This window comes from Paraburkholderia sp. CNPSo 3281, assembly GCF_024206515.1.
Classification (GTDB): domain Bacteria; phylum Pseudomonadota; class Gammaproteobacteria; order Burkholderiales; family Burkholderiaceae; genus Paraburkholderia; species Paraburkholderia nodosa.
Genome location: NZ_JAMBPS010000063.1, coordinates 1 through 13,846 on the forward strand (window position 1 = coordinate 1; position 13,846 = coordinate 13,846).

Sequence of the window (13,846 nt, forward strand, 5' to 3'; positions counted from 1 at the left end):
GAAACAACACAACCCCAATTGAGCAACACCTCTTTACGCTTCTTCCCGATTGGCTGTGGCGCGATAACACCGCGACGCAGCAACCCGTCATGCCTGATGACCATAGCGAGCTGGTCCCACCCCTTCCCATCCCGAACAGGACCGTGAAACAGCTCCACGCCGATGATAGTGCGGATTGCCCGTGTGAAAGTAGGTAATCGTCAGGCTCCTTATGCTGTAACGTCCAGAACCCCGGTGTCTCCCAAAGAGAGCCGGGGTTCTGGCGTTTGGGCGTGAGAAAAATAAAAAGCAGCTCGCCAATTCAAGGCGCCAGCCAGGTGCCGCGCCATTTCCCTTCCTCAAACACCAGACTGGCCCGCCTATGTCCTGTGGGGTTCAAATCGAGGTAGTCAATTCTCGATACGGTGACATCAATCAGGCAAAAGTTTTCGAATCCCGCTGATGAGTCGGGATCGCGGGCGTGCGTCGCTGCATGCGCCTCAACAGGTGACGCAACCGGTGTCGCAGGTGCAAGCGGCGTGCGATACACGATCAACGTCCGAGGTCTGCTCGAGCTCCAGACCGCCCTCGTTTCCGGGGGCGTCTCGACGATTCTCGCAACGCCGTCCAGCCTTATCTGGATCCCGCCGTCGAGATCACAGCCAACGAGCGATATGCGCGGGTCGCGCCTCAATTCGGCCACCTTCGTAGACCGCACGTCGGTATGAAACATGACTGAACGCTGCTCGCGAGAGGCACGGCGCAACACGACGGTCCGCACGGCAGGCGCGCCGTCTAGCGCGATCGTCGCGACCTGCAGCATCGTGAAGGGCGAGCGCTCCTTTCCCGCACTGGCGCCCGCGTGCAGGCGTGCCCAGACCTCATCGACGATCTGATCCATATTCGCCGCGTTACAGAGCACGCACGATGCCGCCATCGACACGGATGTTTTGCCCCGTGATGTACCCCGCGGCATCCGACAACAGGAACGCGACCGTTTGTGCGATCTCCTGTGTCTTCCCGAAGCGGCCAACCGGAATGCGGGCGACGATTTCAGGCGTTTCGGGCCAACTGTCGATAAACCCCGGCAGCACGGAGTTGATTCGAATATTGTCCTTCGCGTAGCGATCGGCATAAAGGCGCGTGAACGAACTCAACGCGGCGCGCAGCGCAGAAGAAACAGGCATGGTCTGCTCAGGCGCATCGGCGGCAAAGCTCGAAATATTCACCACCGCGCCGCCGCCTTGCTCGAGAAACGCAGGCGTCACGCAACGCAGCACGCGAGCGACGTTGAGCACGACGAGATCGAGCCCGAGGTGCCACTGTTCGTCTGCGATGGAAAGCAGATCGCCCTTCGGCGGATGACCCGTGTTGTTCACCACAGCGTCGATGCGGCCAAACTTTTCGAGCGTTTCGCGAACGAACCGGTCGATACAGTCCGGTTCGGTTACCGAGCCCGTAAAGCCGAATCCGCCAAGCTCTCTCGCGAGTTCGGCCGCGCTGCCGGAGGGTGACATCAAGGCCAGACGGTAGCCGCTGGCTGCCAGTTCGCGCGCGATCGCCGCGCCCATACCCTTGCCGGCCGCCGTGACGAGTGCTACTTTTTCTACTGCCATGGTGCTCCCTCCTCGAATTAGACTTAGCGCATCAGCGCTGCGCTACATGGGTTTCGTGTAGAAACTGTATGGCGTTATGACTTGATTGTCGAACGATGATTCTTATAGTCTGACAATAAAATTTCTGCTGGCTCGTTGCCGGATCACTGCGGGCTGATCGCCGGTTTTCCACTAGCCAATTTACCCGTTGATGCATTCATTGAAGCCACGCCACCTGCCGCCGCTGAATGCGCTCCGCGCGTTCGACGCATCCGCCCGGCACCTCAATTTCCGCCTTGCGTCCGCGGAACTCGGCGTCACGCAAGGCGCCGTCGCGCAACAGGTGCGGGTGCTGGAGGACGCCCTGAATTTGCCCCTTTTCGCGAGGGGGCCGCGGGGTCTCGCTCTCACGACCGAGGGGCAGACTTACTTCGCTGCCGTTCAGCGGGCGCTCACGATCGTCGCCGACGCGACCGCGGCACTGAACCTGCGCTCGACCTCCCTTACGGTCAGCACGACGCCGTCATTCGCTTCGAAATGGCTGATACCCAGGCTGGCAGAATTTGGAGAGCAACACCCGGAAATCGACGTCCGGATCATTGCTGATGCGGCGCTGTGCAACTTCAGGTCCGACGGCGTGGATATCGCGGTGCGGCTCGGCAAGCCACCGTTCGCGAAAGGTCTCGTCAGCGACCTGCTATTTCCGCTACAGGTGTTCGCCGTAGCCAGCCCGCAACTGCTCAAGCCCGATCACCCGGTGCGCACGATCTCGGACGTGGAAAACTATGGGCTGCTCCACGATTCTCATGATCTGTGGCCGGAGTTTTTCAACGCTCTGGGCTGCACAAGCGCACTGGGCGGGCTGAAAGGGCCGCACTTCAGTCAATCGTCGCTCGCCATCGATGCCGCCATTGCGGGGCACGGCATTGCGCTCACGCGTGAGCATCTCGTCGAGCGCGATATCGCGGCCGGAAGGCTGCGACGCCTGTTCGATTTCTCGTTGTCATTGTCGCCAGGTTATTACGTCGTCCTCCCGCAGAGCAGCGTCCGGTGGGAGACCAGCCAGAAGCTTCGGACCTGGCTGCTCGCCCAGTTCAACTCCGCATTGAAAGCGGCGCCATCGGCGCGTTGAAGCTGCCGTTCGCAGCCAGCAAGTTCTGCGCCACCATCCGCATTGCAGCGCAGCGCCTCACCGCGAGGCAGCGCGTGCGCACGCATTCATCGTTCGATCACCTTGCCGGTGCATAATGACTGAACCGCCGATGCAGTCGATGACTATCCGCCAAGGAGTTCGTCATGCTAGCGAGGAACGAAGAATTCGTCGCCCATCTGCTCTCCGACGTCATGGAATTTGCGCGGGCGCGCTTGCCCGAGCCGACATTCCAGATCGTCGAGCCATTCCTGCGGCACTACTACGATTTCGCTGACGCCGAAGATCTGCGCAGCCGCGGCATCGCCGACCTCTACGGCGCCGCCATGGCGCACTGGCGAACCGCGCAGCGCTTCGTGCCGGGCAGCGAGCGCATGCAGGTCTACAACCCGATCCTCGAACAGCACGGTTGGCATTCGGACCATACGGTCATCGAAATCGTGAACGACGACATGCCGTTTCTCGTCGATTCGGTTTCCATGGCCGTCAACCGTCTGGGCCTCGCCCTGCATTCCGCGCTGCACCCCGTATTCCGGATCTGGCGCGGCAAGGACGGCACGATCGAGCGTGTGGACGAGGGCGGCGCTAGCGCCGGCGACGGGCAATCGCAGCTCGCCTCGTTCATCCATTTCGAGGTGGACCGCTGCGGCGACGCAGCAAAGCTCGACGAACTGCGCAGCGACATCGCCAAGGTGCTTGGCGACGTGCGGGCGTCCGTGGAAGATTGGCCGAACCTGCTCGAGGCCGCGCGCACCACCATCAAGACGATGAAAGCGCGCGAAACGAGCGCAGAGGACATCGAAGCTCGCGCGTTCCTCGAATGGATGGTGGCCGACCATTTCACCTTCCTCGGCCAGCGCGATTACGCGCTGGTTGCGCATGACGGCGGCTACGCCCTGCGCGGCGTGGAAGGCTCGGGCCTCGGCATTCTGCGCGAATCGCTGCGCGCGCCGGGCACGCCCGACATCACGCCGTTGCCGCCCGCGGCCGTAGACATCATCAGCGGCGCGTGGCCCATTTTCGTGACGAAAGCGAACTCGCGCGCCACGGTGCACCGGCCCGGCTATCTCGACTATGTCGGGGTAAAGCTGGTCGGCGCGGATGGCAAGGTGTGCGGCGAGCGCCGCTTCGTGGGCCTCTACACCTCGACCGCCTATATGGTCTCCACTGCCGAAATCCCGATCGTGCGGCGCAAATGCGCGAATATCGTGCGGCGCGCGGGGTTTCTGCCGAAAGGCCATCTCGGCAAATCGCTGGTGACGGTGCTGGAAACCTATCCGCGCGACGAGCTGCTGCAAGCGAGCGAAGACGAGCTTTTCGACATCGCGCTCGGTGTGCTGCGCTTGCAGGAACACCAGCGTACGCGGCTATTCGTGCGGCGCGACCGCTTCAACCGCTTCGTTTCCTGCCTCGTGTATGTCTCGCGCGACAAGTACAACACCGATCTGCGGCGGCGGATTGCAAACCTGCTTGTGGACGCCTTCAACGGCGTTTCCGTGGAGTTCACGCCGCTGCTTTCGGAGTCGGCGATCGCGCGGATTCATTTCGTCGTGCACGCCGAGCCCGGCACGATGCCCGAAGTCGACACGCACGAACTGGAAGCGCGGCTCGTGCAGGTCACACGCCGCTGGCAGGACGATCTGGCGGATGCGCTGCTCGACGCATTCGGCGAAGAGCAGGGCACGAGTCTGTTGCATCGCTATGCCGATTCGTTTCCACCGGGCTATCGCGACGACTATCCGGCGCGCACGGCGGTACGCGACATCGAGCTGATCGAGCGCGTGCAGGGAACGCAGCGCATCGCGATGAATCTGTACCGGCCCATCGAGGCGGGGCCGCGTACGTTCCGCTTCAAGGTCTATTGCGCGGGCGAAGCGATTGCACTCTCGCGCAGCCTGCCGATGCTGGAACATCTCGGTGTGCGCGTGGATGAAGAGCGACCCTATGTGATCGAGGCGCCTTCTTGCGCGCCTGCCTGGGTCCACGATTTCGGCCTCGAACTCGCGGACGACGCCGAATTCGACATCGAACGTGTGAAGGGGCTATTCGAAGACGCATTCGAAAGCGTCTGGAACGCACGCATCGAGAACGACGATTTCAACCGGCTCGTGCTGCGTGCCTATCTGAGCGCGCGCGAAGTGACGATTCTGCGCGCCTATGCAAAGTATCTTCGCCAGGTGGGCTCGACATTCAGCGACGCCTATATCGAGCGTGCGCTAACCGGCAATCCCGCAATCGCCCGGCAGTTCGTCGAACTATTCGTACTCCGGTTCGATCCACGCGATTCACAGGCACGGGAAGAGCGCACGGCGCTCATGCTCAAGGCCATTGAAGGCGCGCTCGACCAGGTGCCCAATCTCGACGAAGACCGTATCTTGCGGCAGTTTCTCGGCGTGATCAATGCGACGGTGCGCACGAACTATTTCCGCCGCGAAGCCAATGGCGCAGAGCGGCCCTCGCTCTCGTTCAAATTCGATCCGTCGAAAGTGCCTGGCCTGCCCGAACCCAAGCCGATGTTCGAGATCTGGGTCTATTCGCCGCGCGTGGAGGGCGTGCATTTGCGCGGCGGACGTGTCGCGCGCGGCGGCCTGCGCTGGTCGGATCGCCGCGAAGACTTCCGCACCGAAGTGCTGGGTCTGATGAAAGCCCAGATGGTGAAGAACGTCGTGATCGTGCCGGTGGGATCGAAGGGCGGTTTTGTCGTGAAGAATCCGCCGCCGGCGAGCGACCGCGAAGCATGGATGCGCGAGGGCGTGGCGTGCTATCAGACCTTCCTGCGCGGCCTGCTCGATCTCACCGACAATCTCGTGAACAATGCGATCGTGCCGCCGCCCGATGTCGTGCGCCACGACCCCGACGACCCGTACCTCGTCGTGGCCGCCGACAAGGGCACCGCCACGTTCTCCGACTACGCGAACGCGATATCCGCCGAATACGGCTTCTGGCTCGACGATGCTTTCGCCTCGGGCGGCTCCGTGGGCTACGACCACAAGAAGATGGCGATCACGGCGCGCGGCGCGTGGGAGTCGGTCAAGCGGCATTTCCGCGAAATGGGCGTGGACACGCAGGCCACGGATTTCACCGTGGTCGGCGTTGGCGACATGTCGGGCGACGTGTTCGGCAACGGCATGCTGCTCTCGCCGCATATCAAGCTCGTTGCAGCCTTCGATCACCGCCATATTTTCCTCGACCCCAATCCCGATGCGGCCGTGAGTCTCGCGGAGCGCACCCGGCTCTTCGCGCTCGAACGCTCGAGCTGGGCCGACTACGATCCGGCCACGATATCGGCGGGAGGCGGCGTGTTCGCGCGCACCATGAAGACGATCCCGCTTTCGGCCGCGGTGCGCACGTCACTCGGCATCGAGGCGGCAGCGCTTTCGCCAACCGAGTTGATTCGCGCGATCCTGCTGGCGAACGTCGATCTGCTCTACAACGGCGGCATTGGCACCTATGTGAAAGCCGCGCGCGAGACCAACGCGCAGGTCGGCGACCGCGCCAACGACGCGGTGCGCGTGAACGGCTCGGAACTGCGCTGCAAGGTCGTAGGCGAGGGCGGCAATCTCGGTGTCACGCAGCTCGGGCGCATCGAATTCGCGCAGCACGGCGGCCACATCAACACGGATGCGATCGACAACTCAGCCGGCGTAGATTGTTCGGATCACGAAGTGAACATCAAGATCCTGCTCGGACTCGTGGTGGCCGACGGCGAGATGACGACGAAACAGCGCAACACCTTGCTCGCGGAGATGACGGACGAAGTCGGCCTGCTGGTGCTGAGCGACAACTACTACCAGACCCAGGCGCTTTCGATCGCGGGCCGCTACGCCGTCGAACTGCTCGACGTCGAATCGCGCCTCATGCGCTGGCTCGAACGCGCGGGACGTCTGAACCGCCATATCGAATTCCTGCCGACCGACGACGAAATCGCCGAACGCCAGGTGGCGAAACTCGGGCTTACGTCGCCAGAGCGCGCCGTGCTGCTCGCTTACAGCAAGATGTGGCTCTACGATGCGTTGCTCGACTCATCCGTACCGGAAGACCCGCTCGTCGCGGGCTTGCTGATCGACTACTTCCCGCAGCCGCTGCAGCAGCGCTTTAGCGAACCCATGCATCGGCATCCGCTGCGGCGCGAAATTCTGGCGACGCACCTGACGAACGCGCTCGTGAACCGCGTGGGCTGCGCATTCGTGCACCGTTTGATGGAGGAAACCGACGCGCAGACCGGTGAAATCGTGCGCGCGTGCATCATGGCGCGCGACGTGTTCGGCCTCAATGACATCTGGCGCGCCATCGACGGGCTCGACAATCGTGTGCCCGACGACGTGCAGGCGCGCATGTTCGTCGACATCGCGCGGCTGCTCGAACGCGCGGCGCTATGGTTCCTGCGTCATCTGCAGGCGGGCGCGGTGGATAACGATGGCGTGAGCGCACTGCTGGCACGCTGCCGCGACGCCGCGCAGCGGCTCGCGCCGCAATTGCCGACGCTGTTGCCCGAAGCGGATCTCGAAGCGCTTTCGGTACGCCAGGGCGAGCTCGTGAAGGCGGGCGTCGAGAACGCGCTCGCGCTGCGCGTGGCGAGCGGAGATATTTCGGTAGCACTGCTGGACATCGCCGATGTGGCGGCGGCGTGCGACCGCCCGCTGGAGCGCGTTGCGGCAGCGTACTTCGCCTTGGGCACGCGGCTCAATTACAGCTGGATTGGCGAGCGTGCTGCGACGCTGCCCACGCCGACGCATTGGGACACCATGGCGCGCGCGGCGGCGCTCGCCGAGGTGGCGCACCTCAAGCGCGCGCTCACCACGAACGTGCTTGCACAAGGCGCCGATGCCGCGGACGCACAAACGCTGGTGGACGCGTGGTGCGCTCAGCACGAGGCTGCGCTGGCGCGCTATGGGCAGTTGCTGACGGAACTGCGTGCCTCGAGCGGCGTGAGTCTTTCCGTGCTGCTCGTGATCGTGAGGGCGATGGCGGCGCTCGAAAGGGCTTGAGGGCTTGAAGACCTGAACGATGACGGCGGTGCAAGCGGCTCACGCGGCGGCCGCTTCGGTCACCGCCTGCGTGCTCGTCACGGCCGCCGCATGCTCGCGAATCAGACGGTAGACCGTCTCGCCGGCCACCGTCTCCGACTCGAGCAACTGATCGGCGATCGCGCGCAGCACTGGCTCGTTCGCACGCAGCAACGCGAAGCACGCGTCGTTGAGTTCGTGCAGCAGCCCATTCGCGTGCCCGATCGCGGTCTTCAACTGCAAGCCCGCGACCTGCTGCGGCAGCGCCGCGAGGCTGAACAGGTTGCCATCCGCGTTGAAGCCGTGCTTCGACACCATGTCGAGGCTGATGCGCGAGGCCTCCTGCAAATCTTGCGCCGCGCCGCTCGATGCTTCGCTGAACATGAGCAGTTCCGCATTGCGCCCGCCCAGCAGCACCTGGATCTCGTTGCGCATTTCCGTCTCGCGATACAGGTACTTGTCCTGCATTTTCGTGATCAGCGCCACGCCCAACGCGCCGCCACGCGGCAAAATCGTCACTTCTTCGAGCACGCCGGTGCCGAGAAGAGCGGCGACGAGGCCATGTCCCGCTTCATGGATCGCAATGCGGGTGCGTTCGTCATCCGAAAGCGCGCGTTCCGCGCCATTGACGTCGCCAATGCGCGCAATCTTGATCGCCTCGAGAAAATGCACTGCGGCCACTTCCTGCTTACCGGCCTTGCGCGCAACGAGACCCGCCTGATTCACGATCATCGAGAGCGTGGCCGGCGAAAGGCCCGTGGTCAGGCGCGCGAGCTGATTGAAATCGAGGTCGTCGACTTTCGTCTTCAGATTGCCGGCATAGAAGCGCAGAATTTCTGCGCGATCCTCCAGATCGGGCAGACGCACCTGCACCGTGCGGTCGAAACGGCCGGGGCGGCGCAGCGCTTCGTCGAGATTGTCCGGGTGGTTGGTCGCGGCGACGATGATCACACCTTCGTTCGACTCGAACCCGTCCATCTCCGCGAGCAACTGGTTGATGATGCGGTTGCTTTCCGCCTCGACCGGGCCGCCGCCCGTGTCGGTGCGCTTGCCGAGACCGTCCGCCTCGTCGATGAAGATGACCGTGGGCGCGTTCTTGCGCGCAAGCTCGAACAGGCGCTTGACCTTCTGAATGCCCACGCCGTAATACTTCGCGCTGAAATAGCTGCCCGTGATGGCGATGAAATTCGCACCGCATTCGCCTGCAAGCGCCTGCGCGAGGCGCGTCTTGCCGACGCCCGGGCCACCCGTCATCAGCACGCCGCATGGCGCACGCACGCCCATGCTCGTGAACTGCGCCGGCTCGGTGAGCCACGCGCGCACGTCGGCGAGCGCGGCTTTCGCTTCGCCCGCGCCGATCACGTCGTCGAAGCGCAAAGTAGGCGATTCGCCGAGCAGTTGCGCGCCGCCGCCCATTTCCCGGCGCATGAACCACAGCAGGCCGCCTAGCATCAGCACGGGGAGCAGCAGACTGAGCGCGTCGCGCAGGTGGTCGAGGGCTTCTGTCCAACGCTCGGCGCCGATGCGCACATCGGCGTGCGGCAACCAGACGAGTTGCCAGGGCGGCGTTGCGCCCGGCTTCAGATCGCCGAGCAGCAGCGCGTTCGCGAACGCGCCATTATGATCGGCCACATAATACTTTTCGCCCTTGAACGTCGAGACGAGAATCGCTTCGCGGCTCACGCCGATTGCGGCGACATCGCGGGCGCGAATATCGCGCAGCAATTCCGAGGCGTCTTTCTCGCGCTTCGTCCATGGCGACGCGTCATGCCGCATTTCGCTGGCGACGCCCGTAAGCGCAGCCGGCTGGGAGTGCGCAAGGTTCGCTTCATGCCGCCAGTAGAAAAAGCCAGCCGTCGCCGCGAGCGCGGCCGCGCATACACCCAACGCCACGTATCGGCCAAAGCGTGACCGCCGCGAATTCCTTGCCGGTTTCATGAATCCATTCCTGCCCGGCGCCGCCGTGACGGCGCCAGATAATCTATCGTGGGACTGGAGGCGCTCGAACGTCTCGCCTTGCGTAGTCCATGGATAGTCAGGAATACGAAAACGACCCTTTTAATTGCGCTGCTCCTTTCGAATTATGCCTGCATTGGGCGGCCCGCGAAAAAAGGGATTGGCGGATAAATACCTTTTAATCCGGTGATTTAGCGAGGTTGCGCGGTCTCTTAGGGGCGCGACCAGCAATGTACGCCGGTTCGGGTGGTTTTCCCGAGAGGGCCAGACCATGCTGCAGACAGAATCAAACGTAGATGGGCAAGCCTTCCCGTGTCATCCGCGCGCGCAGAAAATCGAACGTAAATTCCCGCAGGCGGGGGTTGGATTTGCGCAGCAGATCATCGCCTCCAGGTGGTAGTAGCTGCCTCTCGCCGGGATCGGGCCACACGACAACGGCTTCTGATTGAGCTTCCGCAGAAATCGCGGGCGTGGGCGGCGACGTTCCTGCGCTGCTGAAGATTGCCGGATCGGGACGGCCCATCGTCGTGATCGATGGGTGTCCTCTGGTGTGTGCGCAAAAGTGCCTGGAGCGCCACGGTATCGCTCCCGATCAGCACGTTCAGCTGGCCGACTGCAGTGTGAAAAAGCGCTTCCACGAAGACTTCGATCGCGAGGAGGCGGAGCAGGTCATCAGCCGCGTGCTTCATTCCATAGTGGCGCTCGGTGCGATCCACACAACGACACGATGAGCCTGGCCGCTTTGCGTCCGCACGTACCTTTCATCCGCGTCGCAACGTGAATGCGGGAAACAGCGCGGCTATCCTGCCGACGAGTTCGTGATCGGGATAGCCTGCCATCGATACGGCATTCAAGCCGTCATCGTGGCAACCCTGAGTGCGGAAGACCTGCAGCGCGTAGTTCGTGATGTTCATTGCCGCGAGTGTCTGCGCGAGTTTCAGGACTTCGCCTTCTGGCAGCAGCCCGGGATGCAAAGTGGTGCGGCATTCGTATTGCACGCCGCTGGCCAGCACGACCTCGAGACTGGCCCGTGCATGTTTGCCACTAGAGGGCACGCGGGTGACGCTCGCATAGTCGCCAAACGCCGCCTTGACGTCCAGTCCAACCCAATCTACCAGCGGCAAGACTTCCCCGAGACGTCGCGGATGCGTGCCGGCAGTATGCAAACCAACCTTGAAACCTAGCGTTCTCACATCGCGAATGGCCTGCCCGAGCGCGGGATCGCCTGTAGGCTCGCCCCCGCTAAAGACCACGGCGTCGAGCAAGCCCACGCGGCGCATCAACAGGTTCAGAACGGCTTGCCACTCGAGCGCACCATTGCGGGTGCGCGGCTGCAAATGCGGATTATGGCAATACGCGCAACGCCACGGGCATCCCTGCACGAATACGACCGCGGCGATCTGGCCTGGATAATCGGTTGCGGTGAAAGGAACTACCCCGCCCACTCGGAGTGTGCGGGGCGCTTGCGGGCCGAAGTCCGGCCCGCACGATTTCATTTCAGTGGGCAAGCCGTGCCTCGCGTTCGCTGAAATATTTGCGCTCGTGGAATTCGCCCTTCTTGCCGGTGTTGAACGAAGAGACCGGACGGTGATAACCCATGACGCGGGTCCAGATCTCGCAGGGCTGGCGTTCTTCGTCGGACAGCGTGACGCCAGCGTGCTTTGCCTTCACAGATTGAGAGAGTACGGTGCTCATGGTTCAGACCTCAGCGGGTTCGAGTTGAGAAAGCTTGCGTTGAAGGATTTCTTCGTCGCAACGTGGGCAAAACTTGTGGCTGCCTCCCAGGTAGCCGTGCTTCGGGCAAATCGAGAACATGGGCGTGACGGTGATATAGGGCAGCGAGAATCGATTCAGCACGCGTTGAACCAGTGTGCGGCACGCGTTAGCCGACGAAAGCGGCTCGGTCATATACAGGTGCAATACCGTACCGCCCGTGTATTTGCGCTGTAGATCGTCCTGGCGCTCGAGCGCTTCGAACGGATCGTCGGTGAAGCCAACGGGCAACTGCGACGAGTTCGTGTAATAGGGCATATCCGGCGTGCCGGCCTGCAAAATGCCCGGAAAGCGTTTGCGATCTTCCTTGGCGAAGCGATACGTCGTTCCTTCGGCCGGCGTGGCTTCGAGGTTGTACATGTGGCCGGTTTCCTCCTGATACTCGAGCATTCGCGCGCGCACGTGGTCCAGCACGCGGACCGCCATGGCATGTCCCCATTCGCTGGTGATGTCGTGCTCGTCGGACGTAAAATTGCGGATCATTTCGTTGATGCCGTTCACGCCCAGCGTGGAGAAGTGGTTGCGCAGCGTGCCGAGGTACCGCCGCGTGTATGGGAAGAGCCCGTTGTCCATGCGATGCTGGATGACTTCGCGCTTGATCTCGAGGCTCGTCTTGCCGAGTGCTAGCAGCTCGTCGAGGCGCCGGAGCAGCCCCGTCTCGTCGCCGGCATGGACGTGGCCCAGGCGTGCGCAGTTGAGGGTGACGACGCCAAGGGACCCGGTCTGTTCGGCGGAACCGAACAAGCCGTTGCCGCGTTTGAGCAGCTCGCGCAGATCCAGCTGCAGCCGGCAGCACATGGAGCGGATCATGTTCGGCTTGAGTTCGGAATTGATGAAGTTCTGGAAATAGGGCAGCCCGTAGCGCGCGGTCATTTCGAACAGGCGGTCGGCATTCGGGCTGTGCCAGTCGAAATCGGGCGTGATGTTGTAGGTTGGGATCGGAAAGGTGAAGGCGCGGCCTTTTGCGTCTCCGGCCATCATGACTTCGATATACGCCTGATTGATCATGTCCATCTCGGCCTGCAGATCACCGTATGTGAAGGACATTTCGCGTCCGCCGATCAGCGGCACCTGCTCGCGTAGATCTTCAGGGCAAACCCAGTCGAATGTGAGGTTCGTAAAGGGAGTTTGCGTACCCCAGCGCGAAGGCACATTGAGGTTGTAGATCAATTCCTGAATGTATTGGCGAACCTCCGGATAAGACAGATTGTCGTGGCGCACGAAAGGGGCCATGTACGTGTCGAACGAACTGAAAGCCTGCGCGCCTGCCCATTCGTTTTGCAGCGTGCCGAGAAAATTGACGATCTGCCCAATGGCGCTCGACATGTGCTTTGGCGGCGAGGCCTCGACTTTTCCCGGTACGCCGTTCAGGCCTTCGTTCAGGAGCGTGCGCAGCGACCAGCCTGCGCAATATCCCGAGAGCATGTCCAGGTCGTGAATATGCAGATCCGCATTGCGGTGAGCCTGGCCAACCGCCGCCGGGTACACATGACTGAGCCAGTAGTTGGCAATGACCTTGCCCGAGACGTTCAGGATCAGGCCACCGAGCGAATAGCCCTGATTGGCGTTGGCGTTGACGCGCCAGTCCTGTTGCTCGAGATACTCGTCGATCGAAGAGCGGACCTCGATCAACGGCTTGTCTTGCTGGGTTTTGCCCAGCGCGCCTGACGGCGCGGGGTCGCGATCGGCAATCGAGGCGGGAAGCGCAAGGGGCACGATGAACCCTCCTTTGAATACTAGATATTGTTGGTGAGGCGATCTTATTAACTACATGTAGTTCGTGTCAACGACGCGCGATGGCGAGTTTGACGGGACTTGATCCGTGCTAATTTCGCCGGGTTCGTGCTGGATGGCAGGCAGACGTGCGCCACGGAGGTCACGAATTGGACGCGTCACGCGGGACACGACGCGGCGATTACACGCACGCGTCGATGGCGATTGGCGATGTTCGAGGGAGAGAGGCCGGCCGCCGATCGTGGCCGGCTTGTCAGTGCGGCGATCAAACGCGCTGAACTGCCTTGTGTGTCGTTTTGGCTTCGACCGGCACGGCCGCTTCGGGACGGCGCAACAGCAGCCGCGCGGCGAACCAGCAGAGGTACAGCACGCCTGCCGCGAACACCACGTCACCGGGCACACGCAGCCACACCAGCGTTTGCATCAGCTGCGAATGAATGACTTCCGGCGAGCGCGCATACCAGAGTCCCTTGCTCACGCTTGTCCATGCCTGGTAGATGCCAGAAGGCAGGATCGAGATGAACACCATCATGAAGAGGCCGATGTTGAGCATCCAGAACGCCATCTTGGGCAGTGAATCGTCCCAGGCCTCGCGCGACGACATGCCGCGCAGACAGAACAGCCGGCGATCTATTCGTCTTCTGCAGCCGCGC

Annotated in this window: 8 protein-coding genes, 1 rRNA gene and 2 pseudogenes; 4 read left to right on the top strand and 7 right to left on the bottom strand. The window is 62.5% G+C overall.

What is annotated here, in order from left to right; all coding sequences use genetic code 11:
• The first annotated feature begins 92 nt into the window (after nucleotides 1-92).
• Nucleotides 93-206 (top strand): 5S ribosomal RNA (gene rrf, locus M3I56_RS34875).
• Nucleotides 207-301: 95 nt separating this feature from the next.
• Here rrf and M3I56_RS34880 read toward each other — a convergent pair.
• Both M3I56_RS34880 and M3I56_RS34885 read right to left on the bottom strand, forming a co-directional pair.
• On the bottom strand, nucleotides 302-880 hold the full coding sequence (locus M3I56_RS34880) for a pyridoxamine 5'-phosphate oxidase family protein (protein ID WP_254357881.1): 579 nt from the start codon (nucleotides 878-880) through the stop codon (nucleotides 302-304).
• 10 nt (nucleotides 881-890) lie between these two features.
• A complete protein-coding gene (locus M3I56_RS34885; protein ID WP_254357882.1) occupies nucleotides 891-1,595 on the bottom strand; it encodes an SDR family oxidoreductase in 705 nt (234 codons plus the stop codon).
• A 190-nt stretch (nucleotides 1,596-1,785) separates the two neighbouring features.
• Between M3I56_RS34885 and gcvA the strand changes: the two genes are divergently transcribed.
• Nucleotides 1,786-2,706 carry a transcriptional regulator GcvA gene (gene gcvA / locus M3I56_RS34890; protein WP_254357883.1) on the top strand — a complete coding sequence of 307 codons (921 nt, stop codon included), beginning with the start codon at nucleotides 1,786-1,788 and terminating at the stop codon, nucleotides 2,704-2,706.
• 164 nt (nucleotides 2,707-2,870) lie between these two features.
• Nucleotides 2,871-7,712 (top strand): NAD-glutamate dehydrogenase, encoded by a 4,842-nt coding sequence (locus M3I56_RS34895; RefSeq protein WP_254357884.1) that lies wholly within the window; start codon nucleotides 2,871-2,873, stop codon nucleotides 7,710-7,712.
• Nucleotides 7,713-7,751: 39 nt separating this feature from the next.
• On the opposite strand, the gene M3I56_RS34900 is transcribed toward M3I56_RS34895, so the two are convergent.
• Nucleotides 7,752-9,668 carry an AAA family ATPase gene (locus M3I56_RS34900; RefSeq protein ID WP_254357885.1) on the bottom strand — a complete coding sequence of 639 codons (1,917 nt, stop codon included), beginning with the start codon at nucleotides 9,666-9,668 and terminating at the stop codon, nucleotides 7,752-7,754.
• A 479-nt stretch (nucleotides 9,669-10,147) separates the two neighbouring features.
• Here M3I56_RS34900 and M3I56_RS34905 point away from each other — a divergent pair.
• Nucleotides 10,148-10,417, top strand: a pseudogene (locus M3I56_RS34905) (putative zinc-binding protein); the annotation flags it as partial.
• Between the two features lie 30 nt (nucleotides 10,418-10,447).
• On the opposite strand, the gene M3I56_RS34910 reads toward M3I56_RS34905, so the two are convergent.
• The 4 genes and pseudogenes from M3I56_RS34910 to M3I56_RS34925 all read right to left on the bottom strand — a co-directional run.
• Entirely contained in the window at nucleotides 10,448-11,182 is a 735-nt protein-coding gene (locus M3I56_RS34910) for an anaerobic ribonucleoside-triphosphate reductase activating protein (protein ID WP_254357903.1), read from the bottom strand.
• A gap of 1 nt (nucleotide 11,183) precedes the next feature.
• The gene (nrdD, locus tag M3I56_RS34915; protein ID WP_254357886.1) at nucleotides 11,184-11,381 is read right to left on the bottom strand and encodes an anaerobic ribonucleoside-triphosphate reductase; all 198 of its coding nucleotides are present in this window, start codon (nucleotides 11,379-11,381) and stop codon (nucleotides 11,184-11,186) included.
• 3 nt (nucleotides 11,382-11,384) lie between these two features.
• Nucleotides 11,385-13,118 (bottom strand): ribonucleoside triphosphate reductase, encoded by a 1,734-nt coding sequence (locus tag M3I56_RS34920; RefSeq protein ID WP_254357904.1) that lies wholly within the window; start codon nucleotides 13,116-13,118, stop codon nucleotides 11,385-11,387.
• A gap of 340 nt (nucleotides 13,119-13,458) precedes the next feature.
• Nucleotides 13,459-13,815, bottom strand: a pseudogene (locus M3I56_RS34925) (nitric-oxide reductase large subunit); the annotation flags it as partial.
• Nucleotides 13,816-13,846: the final 31 nt, after the last annotated feature.

Bases quoted from the DNA above. Each gene is read 5' to 3' on its own strand.
- M3I56_RS34895 (WP_254357884.1), top strand. From the start codon at position 2,871: ATGCTAGCGAGGAACGAAGAATTCGTCGCCCATCTGCTCTCCGACGTC.
- M3I56_RS34885 (WP_254357882.1), bottom strand. From the start codon at position 1,595: ATGGCAGTAGAAAAAGTAGCACTCGTCACGGCGGCCGGCAAGGGTATG.
- M3I56_RS34880 (WP_254357881.1), bottom strand. From the start codon at position 880: ATGGATCAGATCGTCGATGAGGTCTGGGCACGCCTGCACGCGGGCGCC.
- gcvA (WP_254357883.1), top strand. From the start codon at position 1,786: ATGCATTCATTGAAGCCACGCCACCTGCCGCCGCTGAATGCGCTCCGC.
- nrdD (WP_254357886.1), bottom strand. From the start codon at position 11,381: ATGAGCACCGTACTCTCTCAATCTGTGAAGGCAAAGCACGCTGGCGTC.
- M3I56_RS34910 (WP_254357903.1), bottom strand. From the start codon at position 11,182: ATGAAATCGTGCGGGCCGGACTTCGGCCCGCAAGCGCCCCGCACACTC.
- M3I56_RS34900 (WP_254357885.1), bottom strand. From the start codon at position 9,668: ATGAAACCGGCAAGGAATTCGCGGCGGTCACGCTTTGGCCGATACGTG.